This window comes from Lysinibacillus sphaericus, from assembly GCF_002982115.1.
Classification (GTDB): Bacteria; Bacillota; Bacilli; order Bacillales_A; family Planococcaceae; genus Lysinibacillus; species Lysinibacillus sphaericus.
Genome location: NZ_CP019980.1, coordinates 2,032,498 through 2,056,216, shown reverse-complemented (window position 1 = coordinate 2,056,216; position 23,719 = coordinate 2,032,498). Strand labels below are relative to the sequence as shown.

General features: G+C 38.8%; 22 protein-coding genes and 1 riboswitch. Of the genes, 1 reads left to right on the top strand and 21 read right to left on the bottom strand.

Annotated elements, in window-relative coordinates; all coding sequences use genetic code 11:
• Positions 1–41: 41 nt before the first annotated feature.
• The 18 genes from LS41612_RS10315 to LS41612_RS10230 form a co-directional block, all read right to left on the bottom strand.
• On the bottom strand, positions 42–566 hold the full coding sequence (locus LS41612_RS10315; protein WP_024360949.1) for a tubby C-terminal domain-like protein: 525 nt from the start codon (positions 564–566) through the stop codon (positions 42–44).
• A gap of 112 nt (positions 567–678) precedes the next feature.
• Positions 679–1,395: a toast rack family protein gene (locus LS41612_RS10310; protein WP_024360950.1), complete on the bottom strand. Its 717-nt coding sequence runs from the start codon at positions 1,393–1,395 to the stop codon at positions 679–681.
• A gap of 225 nt (positions 1,396–1,620) precedes the next feature.
• Positions 1,621–3,441 (bottom strand): ABC transporter ATP-binding protein, encoded by a 1,821-nt coding sequence (locus tag LS41612_RS10305; RefSeq protein WP_024360951.1) that lies wholly within the window; start codon positions 3,439–3,441, stop codon positions 1,621–1,623.
• Positions 3,438–5,171: an ABC transporter ATP-binding protein gene (locus tag LS41612_RS10300; RefSeq protein WP_024360952.1), complete on the bottom strand. Its 1,734-nt coding sequence runs from the start codon at positions 5,169–5,171 to the stop codon at positions 3,438–3,440. The genes LS41612_RS10305 and LS41612_RS10300 overlap by 4 nt, the downstream gene beginning before the upstream one ends.
• A 270-nt stretch (positions 5,172–5,441) precedes the next feature.
• Positions 5,442–6,482 carry a ribonucleotide-diphosphate reductase subunit beta gene (locus LS41612_RS10295; protein ID WP_024360953.1) on the bottom strand — a complete coding sequence of 347 codons (1,041 nt, stop codon included), beginning with the start codon at positions 6,480–6,482 and terminating at the stop codon, positions 5,442–5,444.
• Positions 6,483–6,494: 12 nt separating this feature from the next.
• Entirely contained in the window at positions 6,495–8,708 is a 2,214-nt protein-coding gene (locus tag LS41612_RS10290) for a ribonucleoside-diphosphate reductase subunit alpha (RefSeq protein WP_024360954.1), read from the bottom strand.
• Positions 8,709–8,868: 160 nt separating this feature from the next.
• A riboswitch (cobalamin riboswitch) is annotated at positions 8,869–9,057 on the bottom strand.
• Between the two features lie 107 nt (positions 9,058–9,164).
• The gene (locus LS41612_RS10285; RefSeq protein ID WP_024360955.1) at positions 9,165–9,851 is read right to left on the bottom strand and encodes a hypothetical protein; all 687 of its coding nucleotides are present in this window, start codon (positions 9,849–9,851) and stop codon (positions 9,165–9,167) included.
• Entirely contained in the window at positions 9,848–10,342 is a 495-nt protein-coding gene (locus LS41612_RS10280; protein WP_024360956.1) for an ECF transporter S component, read from the bottom strand. Before LS41612_RS10280 ends, LS41612_RS10285 begins: the two co-directional genes overlap by 4 nt.
• A gap of 46 nt (positions 10,343–10,388) precedes the next feature.
• On the bottom strand, positions 10,389–10,781 hold the full coding sequence (locus tag LS41612_RS10275) for a bifunctional adenosylcobinamide kinase/adenosylcobinamide-phosphate guanylyltransferase (RefSeq protein WP_024360957.1): 393 nt from the start codon (positions 10,779–10,781) through the stop codon (positions 10,389–10,391).
• Positions 10,733–11,329, bottom strand: coding sequence for a histidine phosphatase family protein (locus tag LS41612_RS10270; RefSeq protein WP_024360958.1), 597 nt, complete (start codon positions 11,327–11,329; stop codon positions 10,733–10,735). Before LS41612_RS10270 ends, LS41612_RS10275 begins: the two co-directional genes overlap by 49 nt.
• Positions 11,302–12,078: an adenosylcobinamide-GDP ribazoletransferase gene (gene cobS, locus LS41612_RS10265; protein ID WP_024360959.1), complete on the bottom strand. Its 777-nt coding sequence runs from the start codon at positions 12,076–12,078 to the stop codon at positions 11,302–11,304. Before cobS ends, LS41612_RS10270 begins: the two co-directional genes overlap by 28 nt.
• A 216-nt stretch (positions 12,079–12,294) precedes the next feature.
• A complete protein-coding gene (locus tag LS41612_RS10260; RefSeq protein ID WP_024360960.1) occupies positions 12,295–12,870 on the bottom strand; it encodes a bifunctional adenosylcobinamide kinase/adenosylcobinamide-phosphate guanylyltransferase in 576 nt (191 codons plus the stop codon).
• Between the two features lie 13 nt (positions 12,871–12,883).
• Positions 12,884–13,492, bottom strand: a complete 609-nt coding sequence (locus LS41612_RS10255; RefSeq protein WP_024360961.1) for a histidine phosphatase family protein — start codon at positions 13,490–13,492, stop codon at positions 12,884–12,886.
• A gap of 5 nt (positions 13,493–13,497) precedes the next feature.
• Positions 13,498–14,583, bottom strand: a complete 1,086-nt coding sequence (locus tag LS41612_RS10250; RefSeq protein WP_029747065.1) for a pyridoxal phosphate-dependent aminotransferase — start codon at positions 14,581–14,583, stop codon at positions 13,498–13,500.
• On the bottom strand, positions 14,570–15,526 hold the full coding sequence (cbiB, locus tag LS41612_RS10245) for an adenosylcobinamide-phosphate synthase CbiB (RefSeq protein ID WP_024360962.1): 957 nt from the start codon (positions 15,524–15,526) through the stop codon (positions 14,570–14,572). Before cbiB ends, LS41612_RS10250 begins: the two co-directional genes overlap by 14 nt.
• Positions 15,523–16,203 carry an adenosylcobinamide amidohydrolase gene (locus LS41612_RS10240; RefSeq protein ID WP_029747066.1) on the bottom strand — a complete coding sequence of 227 codons (681 nt, stop codon included), beginning with the start codon at positions 16,201–16,203 and terminating at the stop codon, positions 15,523–15,525. The genes cbiB and LS41612_RS10240 overlap by 4 nt, the downstream gene beginning before the upstream one ends.
• A gap of 280 nt (positions 16,204–16,483) precedes the next feature.
• Positions 16,484–16,666, bottom strand: coding sequence for a hypothetical protein (locus LS41612_RS10235; RefSeq protein WP_024360963.1), 183 nt, complete (start codon positions 16,664–16,666; stop codon positions 16,484–16,486).
• Between the two features lie 230 nt (positions 16,667–16,896).
• A complete protein-coding gene (locus tag LS41612_RS10230) occupies positions 16,897–18,255 on the bottom strand; it encodes an aspartate kinase (protein ID WP_024360964.1) in 1,359 nt (452 codons plus the stop codon).
• A 1,121-nt stretch (positions 18,256–19,376) separates the two neighbouring features.
• Between LS41612_RS10230 and LS41612_RS10225 the strand changes: the two genes are divergently transcribed.
• The gene (locus LS41612_RS10225) at positions 19,377–21,062 is read left to right on the top strand and encodes a methyl-accepting chemotaxis protein (protein WP_024360965.1); all 1,686 of its coding nucleotides are present in this window, start codon (positions 19,377–19,379) and stop codon (positions 21,060–21,062) included.
• A 132-nt stretch (positions 21,063–21,194) separates the two neighbouring features.
• On the opposite strand, the gene LS41612_RS10220 is transcribed toward LS41612_RS10225, so the two are convergent.
• From LS41612_RS10220 to phnC, 3 genes are read right to left on the bottom strand one after another with little or no spacing between them, the layout of a single operon-like run.
• Positions 21,195–22,040 (bottom strand): PhnE/PtxC family ABC transporter permease, encoded by an 846-nt coding sequence (locus tag LS41612_RS10220; protein WP_024360966.1) that lies wholly within the window; start codon positions 22,038–22,040, stop codon positions 21,195–21,197.
• On the bottom strand, positions 22,040–22,831 hold the full coding sequence (phnE, locus tag LS41612_RS10215; RefSeq protein ID WP_305981527.1) for a phosphonate ABC transporter, permease protein PhnE: 792 nt from the start codon (positions 22,829–22,831) through the stop codon (positions 22,040–22,042). Before phnE ends, LS41612_RS10220 begins: the two co-directional genes overlap by 1 nt.
• Positions 22,832–22,845: 14 nt before the next feature.
• A complete protein-coding gene (gene phnC / locus LS41612_RS10210) occupies positions 22,846–23,682 on the bottom strand; it encodes a phosphonate ABC transporter ATP-binding protein (protein ID WP_024360968.1) in 837 nt (278 codons plus the stop codon).
• Positions 23,683–23,719: the final 37 nt, after the last annotated feature.

The following is a 23,719-nucleotide window of genomic DNA, read 5'->3' as shown; positions in this document are numbered from 1 at the left end:
TCAAAAAAAACACCTCTCATTCATGAAAGGTGCTTTTCATACTATGCTCCGACAAATAAGACAGCCTGTCCTATGGCAATAAAAAATGCTTCATGTTGAATCGGGCTCGTTGCTTCTATCTCCAGTGTAATATCAAAATGTGTTTCTTGATAAACCGCTTGCCAGCGTGCAATTGGCTGTTCATCCAACGTAAACACAGACCAGCCTTCCATCTCCTTATTCAGCATTATTTTTTGTTGACCATCTGTTATGATTAAATCTGGAATCATGATTTGCCAGCCGTCATAGGCAATCATATAGTCTTTTCCTGTTACAAAGTCCTTGCCTTTGAAATGCACACGCCCACGTCGTGATACTTTTTTACAGGAGAAAAGACGTTGTCCATCCACTGTGCTGACATCAAATTGTACAAAATATCGATAATCCATCGTACGGTCAAAAGCTTTTTTCAATCCATTGGAGTAAATCCGCTGGACAGTTGATGAGACGTTTCCTTCCTCATTCACTATTTGAACTACTTTCGTCGATTCAATCGTTACAGGTTGTTTATATGTAAAAATTCTCAATTCATTCGCTCCTTCAATTACGCTTGCTTTCTTTAAGCTAACATAAAATAAGCGTCAAATACAATTCACCTGTTGTATTTGACGCTTAAATTGATCGTATTGTAGTAGGTAGTTACTTATCTAGTTTGAATGTAACGTCGCCTACGCCTAACTCTGAGTTCACCTCAAGCACTATATCTGCCTTTTCATACGCCTCATTAACAAATACCCCTTTACCTTTTGCAATAAAGCCTTCTAGATTCATCGAACCAATGCCTTTTTCGGTCGTTATTTTTACACCGACTTCTGATGGTAAAATGACCGTAGTTTGCCCAACACCCGTTTCAATATTTGTTTTGAAGCTTTTTTTCCAATCGCCACCTAAGTCAACATTTAGGTCTCCTACCCCTGTTTCAATATCTAATTTTTCAAGTTTCAGTCCTCGTAAATCAAGCATTGCTTTTGATGCACCTGTCTCTATCGAAAGGTCCATTGGAATATCTTCATTTAATTGGACATCCCATAAATTTTTTGTATTACCAATCTTCACTTTACTAGAGCCTTTATGATCAATCTCAATTTCACCTGTATTGCCACGTAGTTTATACTTCACTTCTGGTGCTAATTTATTAATATTATACTGGGCATTTCCCTCTAACCATTCTTTCGCACCTTTTGAAACCGTCATTTCCCCAACACCTAGATTTATTTCAACATCTAATTTTTGCGCATCATCCTTTTTCACCTGAAAGGTATCTTCTTTTTCCTTCTCTGGAATCACAGAAAAACAACCACTTAAAACGAGCAACGAGCCACACATCATGAAAGCTAACACCAATATTTTTTTCACATTATTTCCTCCTACTTTTTCATATCCCATTCATTTCATTTTATCTGATTCTCGCTATATGAAAACGACCCTTGGCTTTAACTTCGTCTAAGACCTAAGACGTAGCCGTATCCATTTTCTTTACCATCTATATGCGACTACTTGTCAAAAATTGAACCCTCCATCTTTTTCAGTGCGCTTAAGATGAAGGGTTCTGTAAATTTTTCATAGGAAATTTAAAAGGGTTTAGACACTTGACTGTTCTTGTTCTAACAGTAGTTTTTGCTGGAGGTTGTTGTAAATTCCTTGTTGTTGCATCAGTTGTTGATGGTTACCTTGTTCAACAATTTCGCCTTGTTGAATAACGAAAATTTGATTGGCATTTTCTATCGTTTTCAAACGGTGTGCAATCACAAAACTTGTGCGTCCTTGCATTAAATGTTGCAATCCTTTTTGAATATCCACCTCTGTTTGCGTATCAACGCTAGATGTGGCTTCATCCAAAATTAAAATATCAGCATTTTCTAAAATAGCACGAGCAATCGCTAGGAGTTGTCTTTGCCCTTGGCTTAAATTAGCTCCCCCTGCTTGTACTACAGTATCGTATTGTGCTGGTAAGTATTTAATAAAATTATGTGCATTAGCAATTTTAGCCGCTTCTTCAACCTCTGCATCCGTCGCATCGAGCTTACCAAAGCGAATATTTTCACGAATAGTGCCCGTGAATAAATAGGTATCTTGTAATACTACACCAACGCGCTTTCGAATCGTGGCCATTTTATACTCCTCAATATTGAGGCCATCAATAAGAATCTCACCTGCATCGACATCATAAAAACGAGTCAGCAAATTAATAATTGTCGTTTTACCAGAGCCTGTAGGACCCACTAGTGCAATTGTTTCTCCTGCCTTGGCTTGGAAAGTAATATTTTTTAGTATCGGCTGATTTGGCAAATAGCTGAAAGATACTTGTTGGAATGCTACATCCCCCTTCAAACTGTGACAATCAATTGCCTGTGGTTTATCTGCCACTTCTGAAGGTTCATCTAAAATTTCAAAAACTCGTTCTGCCCCTGCAATCGCTGATTGAAACGTATTTAATAAGTTCGATAACTGATTAAGCGGACGGAAAAATTGACGCGTGTATGTGACAAATGCCGCAATAATGCCGACAGTCACGAGCCCCTTCACAGCCAAAAATGCCCCTGTACCAATGACAACTGCTAGCCCCAAGTTATTCATAAAGTTGTTGATTGGCCCTAGTAAGCCGGACGTTATTTCAGCGCGTTGTGCTGAATTTCGAAGGTTGTTATTTTGTAATCGAAAAGTTTCGATAGCTTGCTGCTCCTTACCAAAAAGTGTCACGACCTCTGCACCTGTTATCATTTCCTCAATCGTTCCATTCAGCTTTCCTAAATCACGTTGACGAGCTGCATAATTTTTACTGCTACGCTTGACAATTTGTTTAGTTGTGAAAACAATCAAAGGGATAATAATGAGCGTGACGATAGCCAATTGCCAGCTCAAGGCAAACATCGCGATGCTTACTCCGATGACTGTTAAAATCGACGATACGATTTGTGTCACGCTCTGTGCTAACGCTGTATTCAAATTATCAATATCATTGGTCACACGGCTCATTAAATCACCAAGTGCGTGTTGATCAAAAAACTTCACTGTTAATGTTTGCAGTTTTTTAAATAGTTCAAGCCGTAATGTGCGAATCGTTTTCATCGCGACATGAATCATGACATACGTTTGTAACCAAGTAAAAAGGGATGCTACAGTAAAAATACAGGCAAGAACAATACCAAGTCGAATTGCCCCTGCTACTTGCTTTTTCATAATATAGTCATCCACAATATGACCGATTAGATATGGTCCAGCTAAGCTTAAAAATGTCGAAGCGATGACGAAAAATACCGAGAAGTACAATTCCACTTTTTGTTGCTTGATATAGTGCCATAAACGTAAGAGCGTTGTTTTTTGATTTTGAGCTTTTTCTGTTGGTCCGCCTATTCGTGGTCCACGTCCAAAATTTATTTGCTTTGGTTGACTTTGACTCATTGTCGTTCACCAGCCTTTTGCTGAGAAGCATAGATTGCTTTGTACGGCTTATTATTTTGTAATAAATGCTGATGCGTTCCTTGCCCAACAATTTCGCCATCTTCTAACACTAAAATTAAATCCGCCTGTTGAATGGAAGTAATTTTAGATGCAACAATAAATGTTGTTGTCTCTTGAAATTGCTCGTTAATCGCCTGCTGTACTTGCTTTTCAGATGCGCTATCTAGAGCGGACGTTGTATCATCTAAGACAAGGATAGCTGGTCGTCTTACAAATGCGCGGGTTAGTGCTAAGCGCTGTTTTTGACCGCCAGATAAGTTCGTTGCCCCTTGTGACAATTCATGTGCTGGCCCTTGTTCAAGTTTCGCAACAAATTCAGTTGCACAAGCTGCATCAAGTGCCAGCTGTAATTCCTGTTGTGTCGCTTCTTCCTTCCCAAAACGTATATTTTTTTCAATTGTCCCTGAAAATAGTAAAGCCTTTTGAGAGGTAAAACCAATATGTTTTCGTAATGTTGGCAATGCATATTGATGTAATGGTTTTCCATCTAGCAAAATAACTCCACTTGTCGGGTCAACTAGTCGTGGTAATAGTTTTACTAGTGTTGATTTACCACTCCCCGTTTTACCAATTATCCCAATTGTTTGCCCTACCTGTACAGAAAATGTAATGTTTTTCAGGACATCCTCCGAATTTTCATAATAGCGATAGCTTACATTTTGGAAGTCTATCATTCCTTGGATGGACGTCTTAATGGGCTGTGCTACTTCTGTCACTGCCACTTCCCTATTTAGGACATCCACAATACGCTCCCCAGAAGGAAGAGCACGAGCAATTTGCATTAGAACCATACTCGAAGACATGAGTCCATTTAAAATAATCGTTAAATAGTTTATAAACGCAAGTATAACACCAACTTGCAAAGTACCTGTTTCCACTTTAATGGCACCTAGCCAAAGTGCCGCAACAATGCCAATATTGACGACAAACATCGTAAACGGTACCAGTATTCCTACTATTTGTTCTGCGGTAATAAAACGTTTCGTTAGCGTGTCATTGAGCATAGCGAACTGCTCTACCTGATGCTTTTCACGTCGAAACGCTTTCACCACACGAATCCCCGCTAAATTCTCCTGTAATTTTGTATTAACCCCGTCAATAGCCTCTTGTACTTTACGATACAAAACACCTGAATATTTTGTAAAAAAATACATGGCCATTATTAAAATCGGTACAATTACTAGTAAAATAGAAAATAATTCGCGAGCTGTTACAAAAACAATAATAACAGCCCCAATAAATAACAGCGGGCCACGAACAAAAATCCGTAACGTCATCATAAATGCACGTTGAACACTTTCCACATCACTTGTTAAAATGGTAATTAACTTTCCTGTAGTGAAAGCATCACGTTCCTTTGCCGAATACGTCATCATTTTTTCATACAATGATTGACGGACATCAGAGGCAAAGTGAATAGCCGCCTTGGAACTATAAAAAGAGCACCCAATCCCCCCTACTAGTCCAAGAACCGCACTCATCAGCATTAACACGAACATTTGAAGGACATATGGATTGTCACCATTTGCTATTCCTGTATCAATCATATGTTGCATAATGGTTGGTTGGATTAAATCCATCGTTACCTCAAGCACCATTAAAATAGGTGCAATCAGTGTAAAAAATTTATAGGGTCCTAAATACCTCCCTAACTGTTTAACTACTTGCATTCTTTCGTCTCCGTTCCTTGTAAATCACATACGCTATTCATTATAACTGAAAATCATTCCCAATTGGCAACTGAATTCAGATGGATTTTAGTGACAGGCACTCAAACAATTTTCTGGCTAGAAAGTAAAAATCCACTTGAACTTCTGCGAGAACTCACATACAGAAAGTCACAACATACGGCGCAAAAGCGGGAGTTGTGGCTTACATCATGCTACGCAAAAGCCAAGTGGATAGAGTGACAGGCACTCAAACAATTATATTATATTAAATTACAAGTCATCGAAGCCGTTATCTTCTACATTAACTTTGACATATTGACGGGAGCGTTGTTCAAAGAAATCTGTCTTTCCTAAGTCTACATCCTCGTATGCTTTAATCCATTTTAATGGATTTTTTCGATAACCCTCAAACGGACGCTCTACCCCTAGTTGGTGGCAACGTACATTCGCATAAAAATGGACATAATCATGGACATCTTCCACATCAAGTCCTTCAATTTTTTCACCTATGACTTCATTTGCCCAATCGATTTCAAGTTGAACCGCTTCACGGAAAATCTCCTGCACACGCGCCGCTCGTTCTGGTGTATCATATTCAGGAAATTCCGCTAGCAATTCCTGATAGATTTTCACAAATAAATCCACATGTAGCTGTTCATCACGGTTGATATAATTGATCATCGTTGACGAAGCCACCATTTTTTGATTGCGTGCTAAATGATAGAAGAAGGCAAAGCCTGAATAGAAAAATAAGCCTTCTAAAATAACATCATAGACAATGGCCTCTAACATATTTTCAACATTTGGTTCCTCTGCAAATGCTTGATAGCCTTTCATCACAAAATCATTGCGACGCTCTAACACTGGCTCCGTGCGCCAAAAGTCAAATGTACGGTCTTGTTCATCTTTATTTACAATACTGGATAAAACATAAGAATAGGAATGATTATGAATCACCTCTTGTTGCGCTAAAATAATCATTAAGGCATTAAGGCTCGAATCGGTTAAATAGTCCGCCACCTTGCCCGCAAAATCCGTTTGTACACTGTCTAACAGTGCCAGTAAGCCAATAATTTTCAAAAATGATTCCTGTTCATCCGCTGATAAAGTTGGAAATTGTTTGACATCATTGCTCATATTAATCTCAAAAGGTGTCCAAAAGTTCCCAAGCATTTTTTTATATTTTGGGTACGCCCAACTAAAACGCACATCATCCCAGTTTAAAATATTAGAAGAGCGCCCGTTCACAATGGCTGTCGAACGGTTTGGCGCCTCCTTATCCATCATTTTTCGTTTCGTAATTGTTGTCATTTTCTATTCCTCCTAGCTTGCACAAGACTCACATTCTAGCAATTCAACAGATGTTGAGCGCACATAATAAGTCGTTTTTACGCCACTTGCCCAAGCATTAAGATGTAAAGCGAGTAAGTCTTTTGCCTGAATCGTATTTTGCACATATAAATTAAGCGAAATGCCCTGGTCAATATGACGGGCACGTGCCGCATTTTGTTTAATCGTCCAGTTTTGATCGATAAAGTAAGCAGACTTATAATACCAAGTCGTTACGGGTGATAAGTCCGGTACTGTAACAGGAATTTTGTAATCCTTTTTCTCCTCGGAGTAACTCTTTTGGAAAATCGGATCAATTGTTGCCGTACTGCCTGCCAAAATAGATGTCGATGAATTTGGTGCTACGGCCATTACATACCCATTGCGCATTCCATATTTTGCGACATCCGCACGCAAAGCTTGCCACTTGTCACTGTTGTAGCTACGCTTTTCAAAATAAGCACCTGTTTGCCAGTCAGAGCCCTCAAATAATGGGTAAGCACCTTTTTCGCGCGCAAGTGCACTCGATGCACGAATCGTTAAATACGCAATATGCTCGTATAATTTATCAGCAAAGTCAACTGCCTCATCCGACTCCCATTGAATTTCCTTCAAGGCAAGTAAATGATGCCAACCAAATGTCCCTAGCCCAATTCCACGATAACGAGCATTAGTACGCTCGGCTTGTTTCACAGGAATAGTATTTAAGGCAATCACATTATCTAACATGCGCACTTGAATCGGTATTAAACGCTCTAACACACCAGCCGGAACAGCCTTTCCTAAATTGACAGAAGATAAATTACATACAACAAAATCTCCTGGCTTACGACGTGTCACAATCACATCATCTTCTAACGTAATGGATTCGAATTGCGTCGGCGACATGTTTTGGAAAATTTCAGTACATAAATTTGAACTATAAATCATCCCTTCATGCTTATTTGGATTCATGCGATTTACTTCATCGCGGTAAAACATAAATGGTACACCTGTTTCCAACTGTGAACGCATAATACGCTTCATAATATCGATTGCCGGCACCACTTCTCGACTTAATAGTGGATTGGCAATGCACGACGCATATTTATCTCGGAAAGAGCCTTGTCCTTTTTGCTCATCATAACAATCTTCAAGTGAGAAGCCCATTACCTCACGTACTTCATGTGGGTCAAATAAATGCCACTCTCCACGCGCTTCGACTGCTTCCATAAAAATATCCGGTAAACATAAACCAGTGAAAATATCATGCGCGCGTAATCGTTCGTCTCCATTATTTAAACGTAAATCTAAAAACGTAAAGACATCTTTATGCCACACATCTAAATATACGGCGATTGCGCCTTGGCGTTGACCAAGCTGATCCACTGACACCGCTGTATTATTAAGTTGTTTGATCCATGGCAGTACCCCACTAGATGCGCCTTTAAACCCTTTGATAGAGGAGCCACGACTACGGATTTTCCCCATGTAAACGCCTATACCGCCCCCGTATTTCGATAATGTTGCAACATCGGTGTTCGTATCATAAATACTTTGTAAACTATCATCTACCGTATCAATAAAGCAGCTTGAAAGCTGGCCATGCGTTTTTCCGGCATTTGACAATGTTGGTGTTGCAACCGTCATATATAAATTACTCATCGCCCAATACGATTCTCGTACTTTTTCTAAGCGGTTTTCCGTTTCATCTTGCATCAATGTCATTGCAATGACCATCCAACGCTCTTGCGGTAATTCTACAGGTGTTTTTGTATAATCACGCACAACATAGCGGTCCATTAACGTTTTTAAACCGATATACGTAAACAGCTCATCACGACTCTGTTCAAGATAAGACGCAAGCTCGACTAGCTCTAGTTCACTATACTTCGTCGTTAAACAATCGTGATAAAGCCCTGCCTCGGTATAGCGAGCAAGTTGCTCTGGAAATACCTTATAGACATCTTCCACCCCAACACCACGACGGGTAGCAAATTGATCATACAATTTTTCTAAGTAAATTTGGGCAGCAACAAATGTCCAATATGGCTCTTCCTCATCAATAAGACTAAGTGTTTGTAAAATCATCGCATCCGCCCAAGCTTCAAATGTTGCATTGTCATTTTTTCGTAGCCATCTATCCGATAATCTTACAAAGCTTTCAAGCTCTTCCTCTGTGTAACTTTTCTTTAACTTAGCCATCTGCTGTTCGATTTGAATTGTCATATTCCCATTCTCTCCCTTTCTATCAGCGCACACAAAAAAGCGATTACACACCCTGTTTCGGTTGCGTAATCGCTGTAAAATCGGAAATGGAAATGAAGGACATGTACACATCGAAGTGGACAAATCTCTCGCCTCCACTTCTCAATCCCCGAAGATGTGTTGCTGTCTTGAACAACTCGGCAGGTCTCCTGGCTCATGCTTCCTTCAAATAATTGCCTTCCCGTTCTTTCACAGTGGCATCCTAATTATTTGTCAGCACTTACAGTTGCGGGGACAGCTTCGGCTTTAGATATCTCTATTTCCGAATTCCCTTTTAAACCATACTGGTACCGCTTGTCCAATATACTATATATAGTGTTTTAACTCCTAAACAAATCTAACATATTGTGTTTAACGTTTCAATAGGCGTTTTGCCCCTTGTATTCTCGAAATCGCTACTTTTGCTCGAAGCAAGCCCTATTCCAATGCAGTTTTACGCAGTTTCTCAAAATTTCTAGTAAAAATTTTTTGTGCCAGTTGCTCTTTTTCTGGATTGATTCCTAGTAAAATTACCGCACATGGCCCTGCTGTTTTTCCTACATCCAGCGAACTTTTAATTTGTTGCTGACCAAAAAGTCTTAAAAATTCTGCTTGTAAACCTTGAGAACCTACCGGCCAAACTTGTTGCACAATTTCCTCGCGCCAAGCTTGGTAAATGGGCTGTAGTTGGGCCACATCTTCAGGCTGCGCAAGCACTTCATTGCCAACGAGTGGCAGTCCATACGTATACCAAATCAGGTTGTCACGAGCAAATGACGACCTTGTTTGCATTTCACCTAACATTGTTACAGATAATCCCGATTGCACAGTCGGCATATTGGATTCTGAACTGCCATTTACAGGTGGACATGGTAGACCTGCTTCTTCAAAGACTTGCGCAAGTCCTACGACATAACGAGACCACGCCTCATCGCCTGAAAAGTTGGCAAGAATAATATGACTGGGTAGGGCATCGGCTGCAAGCTGTTCTAGAAAAGTGACGCGCCCAGTTAAATAAGCCGTTAATGTATCCGGAGCCGATACGACATCTTGAGGTTTTTCTCCGATGGCTGCAGCATTATCTGTTGTAACAATCAGATTCCCTATTTTTACTGCATTTCTCAATTTGCTCGCCCTGCCTTACGAACAAACACTTTCGAGAGTATTGGCATCACGACAGCTACAATCAATAAATTGATGACAGTTGCCATGAAAATACTCGCTAATGAGCCCCAGAAAAACGCTGGACTAATGATGAAATAAAATGGGAGTGGTGCGATCACACCGTTTAATATAAGCGCTACTGGCCATTTCCAAAAATGCATACCTTTTTTGTGCATCACACCGAATAGCCATACAACAATAAACATTTCGACCGCAATAATAAGATGCAAAGGTCCAAGTAGAAAACCAGATGTCAATGCTGTAATCAAATGACCTATTAACCCTGCTACTCCTGCCAATACAGGCGATAAAAATGCAACGCTTAAAAATGCTGGCGCTGAGTCGAGTGCCGCCGATGATACAAAAGACGGAATTTTAATAACTGCCCCAACTGCACAAATCGCTGCAACCATGGCTGTTAATGTCAAACTCATTAATTTTTGTCGATTCATTCCATTTCCTCTTTTCTACAAGTATTCTACTGAAGCCTAAACTCGTTTATTTAATACGTTCTGCAATGCCATACCAAATGCGATTTACTTGTTGTGCTTCTGCAAATAACGCCTGATACAAGCGACCACACGTGTCACGCAATAGTCTTGCTTGCTTTTCCATCGGTACAACACCACGTCCCATATCGGTTACAATCATATATACTACACAGTTTTTTTCAAGGCTTTTAAGTGTTGTCAAAATGTGATGGATAATGGCTTCATCTTCCTCCAAATTGCGTTTTACGAGCCATTGTTCTAAATTTTTAATAATGAGTGCATCACAATCAGGTGCAACATCTGGTAGTTCGCCATCAATTATCGTATAGTGATCATCTTTTAGTAATCGCTCTACATAAGCGGTTTTTCCGTTATAGGCTCCTCCGATAAAGACATGCATCTAGCTCCCTCCTTCCAAGCTGCTCTGGAAAACGTTAGCGTAAATAGGCGATTATGGGGTGCTTGATATGACCAAAAAGCCTCTTGTTGTGGAGCAAATGCAACAAGTAACGCTCGCACCACCCCACCATGAACAACGAGATAATAGTCATCCTCATCTTTTGGTAACGCTAAAAAACCTGCGACTACTCGCTCACAAAACTTATCAAATCTTTCACCGTTTGGTGGCGCATTTTTCATTGGGTCATCTAACCATCTACGGTACCGAGAATCTGTCTTTAATTGGTCATATGTTTTGCCTTCAAAATCACCAAAATTCGTCTCTCGAAATCTCGCATCGGCTATATAGCTAGCTTGTGGAAAATAACATTTCGCGGTTTCTTGACAACGACGTAAATCACTGCCATATACTTTTCTGACAGAATCATTGACTATTGGAAGCGCCGACGCCTGTGCTAAGGAAGAATCTGTCCAGCCAATATAACGCTTTTCCACATTTTCTTTTGTTGGTGCATGTCTCATTAAACGAACAGTAACAATGTCACCCATAGCACAACCTCCATTCCTTCGATTGAAGCACCTAGCAAGTCACCAGAAACTCCGCCAAAATTACGCACTGTAAACTGCCGAAACAATACAAATGCAATGACTAAAACGACCATTAACAGCAATGGCACTATAGAAAAGCTTGAAACTACGAACACACCACAATAGGCAAGTAAAAGCGTAAGTAACATCAAACTTGTCAGTAAGCGATGATGTATATGTGTTTTAAAAAAATAAGCAAGTCCTTTTTCCTTCGAACATTGTAACGATAGAAAATAGAAACTCATTCCTACACGTGTCAATAAAGGGATAAAGACAAGCATCCATAATGAAAGTTTGTTCTGTACAAAAAGTTCATGTAGCACAACGAATTTTCCCAACACTAGAAATAACACAGATAGTACACCAAATGCCCCAACTCGCGGATCATCTAATATTTCAAGTCGCTTGTCGCGATCGCGATAAGAAAAATAAGCATCCCCCATATCGATAAAACCGTCTAGATGCAAGCCTCCTGTAAATAATGCAAATAAACCGATAATCATAAAAGTTAAGAGGACTTCACTGCTGGCTGTCCATTGTGTTAAACAGTAGATTATCGCTGCAACAACAGCTCCCATCAGCGCCCCTATCCAAGGTAAAAATGCAAACATTCCGGTAATTGTCCGTTTAGTTAACGGAATTTCTTTATGTACAGGCAAAACTGTAAAAAATTGAAATGCCAGCAATACACTGTGCCATATAGTTTTCATCGCCTTGCCTTCTTTCTTTCGTGTGATCTCAACCAATTTTAGTGAAGAATATAAAAAAATCTAGTAGATCAATTGCCAATAAGACATAAAAAGCAAACGTTTACAGGAGCAATCAAAATCGTTTTCCATGCTACCGTGCCATCCAGATTTTCCCGTTTACTTGTGGAGTTACATCTTTTTTGTGTCAGTCACTAACTAAGCTTAGAAGTTGGTTCCTTATTTCCATTTCTTGACGATACCATAATTTATTTCATAGGCGTCATGTGAAATAGATACAAACCATTGATGGAGATTGCCGAGCAATTGGCGGTACAATTCCACCTCCTGATTTTCATACGGCGGTTCATCAAAAAGTTCATTAGAAACGACAAAAAGCGTCACCTTTTTGTCAAGTAACGTCAATACTGCACTTTTCATAAACCATATTTTTTCCTCTAGACACCCTGGCTTTTCTACACATGGCGTTCCACGATCAAACCCTTCATAAAAGGCATTTGTCAGCCATGTCGTCACACAGTCCCAAAGTACAATATCCCCTTCAACCAACGTATTAAAGGCATCCTGTATTTGATAAGGTGCTTCAATTGTATGCCACGCAATCGCTTGTTTTAAACGATCTGCTTGGTGTCGCACTATGCGTTTTTCCATTTCAACATCCATGGCAACACCAGAAGCAATATATATCAATCGTTTGTTTATTAAATCTTTATTTTGATAGTGCAAAACAGCTTCTTGTTCGGCAAAGTGAGATTTACCGCTGCGAACCCCACCCGAAATAAAAATTAGCGGCACTGTTTTCACCTCTCTATTGTAAATGTTGTGTGCTACCAATAACCTTGACGTGCCAGCTTTCTTCTGTACGCTCTACGATAGTCACGCTTGTCCCCTCTATGTGTGGCGCTGTCCATAACTGGTCAATGCCCCGCTCTAATATGGCATTAATCATGCATTTAATCGTTACTCCATGTGACACAATTAAAATATGTTCATGTGGATAGCGTTTGGCAATATTTTTTAACGTATACATCGCTCGTTCTGTTACTTCGCCAAAGCTTTCGGTGTGAGTGGCGACAAATTGTGCTGGAAAATGGGTATACAGCTCGTAGTCAAAACGATTGCTGACCATAATATCCTCCACAGTTTTTCCTTGCCAGTTTCCTAAAAAAATTTCACGTAGATCATCCTCATAGTGAATAGCTAGCTTGCGACCTACTGTTAAATAGTGTAATGTTTCTTTTGCACGACCACTTGTGCTACTATACGCTGCAGTAAAGGGAATGTTTTTCAATTGTTCACCAAGTTTTTGGGCATGTAAAATGCCGTTTTCAGACAATGGAGAATCTAACCACCCTTGCAATCGATGTTCTTTATTCCAAACTGTTTCCCCATGTCGAACTAGATAAAAAGTTGTCACTTTTCTCACCCCTTATTTGCTTTAAACCACGTTTGTAAACAGTTATGTAAATAGGTCATCGCTGTTACATCTTTAATACCGATGCGGAACCATTCACCATTTAACCCCATAAAGTTTTTTGTATGGCGCAGGACAATTCCTTGTCCTAAACAAAAGCTGAAAAATGTATCTGGATGCTGGTTGCTCGGCAATGAAAAGCATACATAGTTTGTCACACTATTTGTTACGCGACATCCGTGTTCGTGCAAAAAACGTTGGAGCCACGCTCTTTGATTTGTGGCATAGTCGATTGCCTGTTGACAATAATCATGCTCATCCAAACAGCCCGCACCGATAACAAGCGCAAATGCGTTGAGATTCCAATGTGACAACATTGCTTTTAGCTCTGAAACAATAATTTTGCTTGCAACTAAATAGCCGAGTCTTAATCCAGGAATGGCATACATTTTTGTCATCGATCGCACAACAATTACATGTGGATGATGCGCAACATCGCCAATTAACGAATGATCTTCACTGACCCAATCAATAAATGCCTCATCCAATACGAGTTCACAGTCTACGTCCGCTCCATAAGCTATTAAGCGGAGTAGTTCTTCTTTTTTTGGTAAGACACCTGTTGGATTATTTGGTGTACAGATATATACTGCATCTGCATGTACCATTTCTTGATAAAGACGTGCCATTGGTAATGTATAGTTTATAAAATCATCCACAACAATTGGCACAACATTCGCCCCGGCAGCCTTTAGCGTCCGTTCGTACTCCGAAAATGTCGGATGAATGACAATAACACGTTTATTTACATAGCGTCTGGCTAACACACTAAATAACTCTGACGCCCCATTCCCTAGGACGATTGTCTGTTTTTCAATGCCATGAAAATGGGCCACCTTTGTTAAAAAAGGTTCACCATCTGGATCTGGGTAACGCTGGATTAATGGATAAAATGTGCGCCAGCGTGCCTCAACAAAAGAAGGAGGACCTGCTGCATTGACATTCTCACTAAAATCAAATACTTCTGTCGGCATTTTCAGCCCGAGCTGCTGATAGACATTTTGCGGATTTGCTCCATGATTAGGTAATTGCAAAAATTAACACCTCCATTGCTAACATAACAAGCGTAAAGAGCAGTGTAGCAATTCGCATATGAGTCACAGATGTGGCAATGTGCTCTTTCGTTAACGGTACAAGTTTTTCACCCATCGTCGCTCTATACGATGCAACACCTTGATATGTATTTTTCCCGCCGAGTTGTACGCCTAACTGTACAGCAGTTGCTGCTTCCAAATAACCGCTATTCGGACTGGGATGTTTTTTAGCATCCTGTACCCAGCGTTTTAAGCGTTTGCCAAGCGAAACAGTTGTTTCATTTTTAGTACCAAGTACCATCAACAACCCTGTTAAACGACTAGGAATAAAATTTAGGACATCATCAAGTCTTGCGGCAAACATACCAAAATCTTTGTATTTTTCATTTTTATAGCCAATCATTGAATCTAACGTGTTTACTGCCTTGTATCCCCATAAACCAATTGCCCCAAATAAAAATGCATAAAAGAGTGGCGCGGTTACACCATCACTTGTATTTTCAGATACTGTTTCTACTACACCCCGAACAATTTCATCCTCGTCAAGCTGATCGGTATCTCGCCCAACAATCCACGATAATTTCACACGTGCTTCTGCAAAATCTCCTTGGACAAGAGGCTCATAGACAGCTATTGCTGCTTCTTTTAAACTACGCTGTGCTAGTCCAACGCCAATTAATAACCCCTCAATTAGAATTCCAAACACAATGTTCACTTGATAACTAAGCACTACTATCACGGTTACAACAAACATGGTCGTTCCAACAACAGCTAACGCCATGATCATCCCACGAAATTTTCGCATCTTGCCCTTATTCCACAAGGCGGTTTGCGCTTGAATAAGTTTGCCTATCCACCGTACTGGATGTGGCATTTTAGGAGGATCACCGACAACTAAATCAAATAATAAGCCAATGATACAGGCAATCACTAGTAAAATCATAGTGGATTCGCCTCTTTCTCTTTTTTGTATTTTTGGATGGCCTCACGCATCGTTTCATAAACACCATGCCCAATCACTTTGCCCAACATTGTAATAGGGCCTGCATATTGATGGAAATCGCCTTCTTCCGTCGATGCAATAAGTAAACTATCCGTTGACGTGCCTGTTGCTAATGTACCCGTAGTAGGATCTGTGATATCTTCATCTAGTAGTGCTTTGACCTTTGCCTCTGTCGTTGAGATCATTGCCTGAAACAACGCCTCATCCGATAGTTTTCCATTGATTAGCACCCAAGTATTAATCGTTCCAGCGTGATATTGCTCTTGTCGATGAAATGCACGCGTAATATCAACGGCATTGCCCAAGCCTGCTGTTATCATAACAACTAGATGCAAACCTTCATATGTAAATTCACGTATTGTTGCAAAACGAGCGTTTACTGCTGTCATCATCGCAACGGTTTTGTCGATGGGATAACCCTCTGATTGCAAAAACCGTCGCAACTCATGATGTGGTTTTCGTTCATCGTAAGTTTTTGGTACAGAGCGATTCAGTAGATGTGTATAGTAGCCAAAGCCAGGATTATGCATCGCTGACGAGACAACTTTCATCGGAGTTATTGTTTGAATCGTAACATAATTATCTACTATTTTTATATCTTCCTTACGTACAATCATCGTCTACTTACCTCCATTATTTATTATATACCGAATTGGTTATTCACTACTCCCTTTCCAACGGGAGAACCCATATTTTGTAGTGGAGGTAAATAAAAAAACAAATTCTTACAAGAAGAATTTGTACTGTTCATTCTTTAATTATGAATACACTGCAAATTTGAACCTTCTGAATTTTTTGTATAGTACAAAATAATAACTTCATCGTATTGAAATTATTTATTTCTTTGAAATTGTATCATAACTTTGATGTTTGCAACATTCATTTTAGTTAATTTTCTTATTGCCTTTGCTTTAAATTTTTAAATCGAATAATTGAACCGGCTATAATAAAAACCCAACCAATCCCAACATATATAATTTTCATGGATTTCGTCGATGCTGGTAAAATGTCCATAATGGTTAAACAGACAACTAAAATACCGATAACTGACAAAATCATGCCCATTGAAAAACTCTTCAATCTATTACGACCTCCTATCTATGTACGAACTCGATTTTACAGCATTACTGTATAAAAGAAAACTCTATTCCTTCTAGTAGTGTTTGATTTTTTGGAGGCATTCATACATCCATGTAACTTATAAAATGAAAGAGCTGCCTTATAAGCTATGAATTCATTGCTTATAAGGCAGCTCCGTTTTATTTTTAGATAATTTTATTGTTTTTATAAAACTATCGTATTGGGTTTACTTATGCTTGCACTTGTGCAAAAAATTCTCCATATAGTGCTTGTAAAATTCGATTTTCATACTCTTGTAGAACACCAAATACAAGACTTACTTCAGACGAGCCTTGATTAATCATTTCAATATTAGCTCCAGTTTTAGATATTGCTGTTGCTGCACGTGCTGCAAGACCTGTGTTATTACGCATCCCTTCCCCAACAATCACAATCATTGAGAATCCATGACGCATTTGGACATCATCTGCCTGCAATTCATTTTTCACACGCGTTAATATACGCGCTTCATTTTCTGGTGTTAGTTGGTTGGATCGCATAATCACCGAAATATCATCTAAACCAGACGGAGTATGTTCATATGAAATATTTTCATCTTCTAAAATTTGTAGAAGCTTACGACCGAACCCTACTTCACGGTTCATTAAATATTTAGACACATATAACGTTGAAAAGCCGCTGTCTGCCGAGATACCTGTAACCGGACGACCTGTAGCAGGACGACTCGGTACAATTCGAGTACCTGGGGCTGAAGGATTATTTGTATTTTTTATGTTAACTGGCACCCCAATCTTATAGACAGGCATTAATGCTTCATCATGGAAGACAGAAAAGCCCGCATAGGATAATTCGCGCATTTCGCGATACGTTATTTCTTTAATTTCCACTGGATCATTCACGACTTTCGGATTTGCGGAAAATACACAATCCACATCCGTAAAGTTTTCATAAAGCTCCGCTTCAACAGCAGCTGCTAAAATAGAGCCTGTAATATCCGAGCCTCCGCGATCAAACGTACGCAATATGCCCGCTTTAGTGTAACCGAAGAAACCTGGGAAAACAATAATTTCTTTTGTATCTTTTAATGGCGCTAAATTTGTATAAGCTTCAGGTAAGGCAAACGTACGCTCAGGTAAATCGTTGACGACTAAACCTTCTTTTGGACTTACATAGCGTGCTGGCATACCGATAGAGTTAAAATATGCTGCAATAAGCTTGGCATTGTTATCTTCTCCTGCCGCTTTTAAGCTATCAATAAATAATTCTTCATTGGAAATATCACCTTGCACACGTTCGCGCAAGTCTTCTGTAATAACGTCACAAATCGTATCATCTAGCTGTAACCCGTCAGCAATAGACTTGTAACGATTAACGACTGTTTGTAGTTTTTCTTCTATATTTTCATTTTGTAATGCCGCATGAGCTAAGTCAATTAGTAAATCTGTTACTTTTATATCATCACCAGAACGTTTTCCTGGTGCTGAAACGGCTACGATTTTGCGTGCCGGATTAGATTTTACAATGTTTGCTACTTTTTGAATTTGTTCTGCACTTGCTACAGATGTTCCACCAAATTTACATACGATCATATCTATCAAATCCTAACTTTTTAAAATAATGTATTCCTCCAAAAAACAATTGAATGTACACAGTGTACAAATTATCGTTCTCTACGTCAATACAATTTAAAAAATTCACGCAATTCGTCGATAGAAAAATGGACAATTTTCGCACTGTTTGATTTATTATACGGATTTCATATGAATTAGTTAAGGTTTTTATAAATTTTTTTCGCATATGTCACATAATCGTGTAAATTTTCGTTTGAACTAGCTTAAATTAGCTATATGATCGTGGCGATTACGTTTGTTCATGAAAAGACGAGCTTCAAGTTAGCTCGTCTCCTTCATCTAATGGCATCCAACAGCTTTCTATCATACGTTGCTAGCTGAAAACTGTTTTCTTTTATGACTAATGAAGAGAGCGCTTACTGTCATTATGATATGCTACAATAATCATTATGTCTGTGCTATTTGATAATGAATTTGTTAGCAACGATTAAAAATGCCACCTTATATAAGATGGCATTTTTATTTGTGCGCTTCCCTTTTAGTCCATTGGGTTAATACCTTTCCAGTTCCTTTTACACTAGCTGGTAATGCACAAGCTTTTGTCTTTCTTCTATATAATAAAGCAAACGCTTACTTCCTTATTATGTGACGTAAAATGGCTGCTATTTTAGACAGATTCAATACGCTTTGCTGATTGATTGATGTGTGACAAAAGATTAGTAACTCAAATTTACGGACTACTCGCTTTATGTTTATATGAAAAAGCAAAAATCTACCACATAGTTCTCGCCAATCACTACATGTGATGTTAAAATAAACTAATATTTAGCAATAACAGTTTCATTATCCTTAAATAATATAAGACGCAAATTAGGTTACTTTATTGATAAAGCCAGTGAAGTACATAACTGCTTTTCTCTTATTCTATTTTAGTACTGAAAAAAATATCAAACTGTTAAGCCATTATAGTTTGATAAAGGACACTACAAGTAGATGAATACTTATTGCAAAAGATAATAGTTATAAAAGCAAGATGTTAATACCCCATTTGGTGTTAGTCGACCATATCACTATTTATCTCTATCACTTTTTGCTTTCTTAAAGCAAAGTTAATTTATCGAAATAGATGGAGGATTTGTATGCGTATTAAAACAAGACTTATTCTTGTTACTTCAATTTTTGTGTTGTCAATCATGGCCGTAGGTGGATTTGGGACATGGTCTTTATCGAAGATTGTCTCACAAAATAATGAGGTAAATAATCTGATGGAAATTAAAACAATCACCAAGCAAATTCAATATCGGCTTGCCGGTCTTTCAAATGATGAGCGAGCATTACTATTAACAAATGATCCAACATTCGTGTCACAAATGGAGGAAAAATCAAACGATATTATAAACCAATTTAATCAATTATATGCCTTTTCCATCATATCCTCAGAGCAACAGACCATTGATGACATTAAGGCAAATTACGAAAAATATTGGAATCAAGTTCAATTAGTTATTCACAATCATACGATAGACCCTAAAAAAGCAGCTGAAATTCATTTTGGGGAAGAACGAAGAATACGGAAAGAAGTACTTGACCCTTCGTTTGAACGTTTTATTGCACAAATAGATCAACAAACAGAAGTAGCAAGCGCTAGCTTGAAATCACAATCTAAAATGAGCCAAGCACTTCTACTCGGAGTTGCGATAGTTGCCACAGTATCTGGAATCATTTTAGGCGTTTTACTTTATCAATCCATTTTAAAACCATTGCGCCAACTAAATATTCAGATGAATGATATCGCACACGGAAACGGCGATTTAACTAAAACGATCCAAGTAAAAAACAAAGATGAATTAGGGGAAGTGGCTACTTCATTTAACCACTTCATTTCTTCATTAAGACAAATGATGACACAAATTAGCTCTTCATCCGAGCGAGTAGCAGCGTCTTCCGAAGAGTTTTCAGCGAGTGCGGAACAATCAAAACGATCTTCTCATCAAATTACGGAAAATATACAAGATGTCTCGACGAGTATGGATAGCCAAGCGAACATTTTACACGAAAGCACTATTGCCATCGTGCAAGCATTGCAAAGTTTAGAAAGTATGACACATTATACAGCTGATGTTTCAGAAGATACGAATGAAGTTAGTAGACAGGCGGATCAAGGAGCTCAATCCGTTAAAGAAATTGTTTCGTCCATGGAGGCCATTTCACAATCGGTAGACGAAACAAATAAAAATATCAATTCACTCGCTGAAGATGCTGTCAAAATTGGTGAAATCACAACATTGATAAATGACATTGCCAATCAAACAAATCTCCTTGCCTTAAATGCGGCCATTGAAGCGGCCCGTGCAGGAGAGCATGGAAAAGGATTTGCCGTAGTTGCAGAAGAAGTACGAAAATTAGCTGAACAATCCAGTGGCTCGACAAATCAAATCAAAGCACTCATTACACGTATTCAAGAGACAACCAATGAAACCGTTCAAACGATACAAAAAGTGCAAACAAATGTCGGTAGTGGCGTTCAATTAACATCTACTACTTCCGTACAATTTCAAGATATTATGCTATCCATTGCCCATGTCACAGGTAAAGTACAAGAAATAGCTGCCACAACAGAACAACTAACAGCCGATTTTACAACGGTTACCCAACAATATGAAATCGTTTCTTCACTCTTTAAGGAAAATTCCGAAAGCACACACGAAGTGGTCGCAGCAACTGAAGAACAGTTAGCTTCTATGGAAGAAATTCAAAGTGTTGCGCAAACATTAACGAGCATTTCTGATTCACTTAATCAGATGGTGCGTAGCTTTAAAATCTAAACGACAAATAACACCCTAATTGATGTGTGAAATGACCATCATTAGGGTGTTATTTTTATTATCGTTCGTTTCTTTTAGGATTAGAATTTGCCTACAGTGTGTTCTAAGTCAAATCTTCTTCTGCACTTCATTTTATGATTTCGCCATTAATTTTCTTTTAATACGAAGGGAAACAAGCTCTAAGATGATGGCGACAATAAGAGCGCAATACGTAATCATCCCAACTTCGTGTAAATCATAGTAAAAACTAGAAGCCATAAATAACTCAAAGCCAATACCACCTGCCGCCGCCGCTGCACCCATCGCCACTGCCACACCATAGTTCGTTTCAAAGCGTAAAAAAATCCACGACACCATATAGGACGAAGACTGCGGAACAACAGCATGCCATACAATATGCCACCAATTCGCTCCTGAGGCCCGCAATGCTTCTATAGTACCTTCTTCTAACTCCTCAAATGATTCAGCAAATGCCTTTGTTAAGTAAGCAATGGTATGCAACATCATCCCCAGTACACAAGCAATTGCACCGAGACCTGCAACAATCGCAAAGATTAACACCCACAGGACTGTAGGTACTGCTCTAATAAATGAGTTAAAAGCGATTATCCCATTTGACACCATTGAAGGGACTAAGTTTTTCGCGCTAAAAATAGCAAGGAAAAAAGAGAGTACTGCTCCTAAAATCGTTGCTAAAAAAGCTAATGCAAGTGTTATACTAATTTGCTTTAACGCTGTAGCAAATGTAATTTGATGAAAGGCAGGTTCTAAAAACATCATCTTTAAATTACCTAGCGTTAAGGAAATGGCTGTTGACCATGTAATTGTCCCATAATCAAGCAAAAATGGTCCAATCAGTGTAAATAACAGTAGTGCCCATAGTACAAGACGCATGACGATATTCGCCTTTGTCATTTTAGTGATTTGAATTCGACCATTTCTTACTTTGACATTTGTCTCTAAAGGTGACACGTGCATTAAGAAATCACCTTCCTTACTTTGTTTGATGTAAATTCAATAATAAACACAACCGCGATAATCATAATGGTAATAAGCCCTAGCATATTATAATCCAGTTTTTTATAGTAAAGATCAAATAGATAACCAATACCTGTACCTGTTAATAATCCAACTAATGTCGCACTTCGAATATTGGTTTCAATCATATAAAATATCCAACTAAGCATCTGAGGCATCGTATCTGGTAATACGCCTTTCCATACCATTTGAAAATATGTAGCCCCTGTGGCCATTAGCGCCTCTACTCCGTCTGAACTTGCCTCATCAATTGTTTCAATAAACATCCGAACTAAAAAGCCAAACGTCGAGAAAAATAGAGCGAAATAGCCCGTTACAACATTATGTCCAAATGAAATAACAAGAACAAGCGCCCATGCGATTACTGGAACATTACGAAAAATGGATGCAATGAACCGTGCTACAAAGCCAAAGAAACGATTGAATTGTGTCGTTTGCGCCCCTAATATTGCAAAAAGCAAAGCAAATACGGCTGCTGTAGTAGAAGCTATGACGGATAAAATAATCGTCTCCCAAAGGCGTTGTAATACTTTTGGTATATTTTCTATTGTTTCAGTTGAAGGAATTAAATTATTAATCATCCATGCAAGTGTACTAGGAATCGCATATAAACCTTCTATTATATTAAACTTTGTAATGGCTGCTGAGCCGTACGTTAATACAATCAGAACAATCATTACACCTGTCATTCGCCACTTTTTCCTACGTAAAATATTCGCCTCTGTCATCATACCCTCCGAACCTTTTATTCCGTAATTAGTTCATCTACACTTGTTCCATAAATGTTACGTATAGCAAGCTGGTTTAACTGCTTCGGGATATCATCAAATACTTTCTCCCCTTTACGTAATCCGATAATTCGATCAGAATAACGCATGGCAACGTCGACTTGATGTAAATTCACTAACACAGTAATGCCCATAGACTGTGAAATTTCCTTTAAGTGATCCATAATGACCTTCGATGAATTGGGATCAAGGGATGCGATAGGCTCATCACATAACAATAACTTTGGCTCTTGCACTAATGCCCTTGCTATCCCTACTCGTTGCTTTTGACCACCACTTAACTGGTCACAACGTTTATAAATTTGATCCTTCATATTCAGCTTTTCTAATATCGATAATGCAAGTCGTTTCTCTTCTTCTGTATAAATACTTAGGATACCTTGCATCGTGGATTTATAACCAAACCGACCATGCAACACATTTTCAAATACAGTTAGACGGGAAACTAAGTTATAATGCTGAAAAATCATGCCCATTTTGGCACGTTGTTGCCGCATTGCTCTTTTATTGATAGACGTAATATCTTGCTGATCAAAAATAATTTCTCCTTTGGACGGTTCAATCATTCGATTAATGCAGCGTAGCAATGTTGATTTCCCTGCACCCGATTGACCTATAATGGATACAAACTCGCCTTCTTGCAAGGAAAGATTGATATCATTTAACACCATGGACTTATGGTCATAGCTTTTAGCAATTTTATGAAGCTGCAAAATCGTGTTTGCTTGCTCTCTTTCTGGAGCAACAGTAAATGCTGACTGCAGGGGCTGTCTTTCCAATACAATAGTAGTCATTATTCTCTCTCCTTGTATCGTAATTTGATAAAGCTGA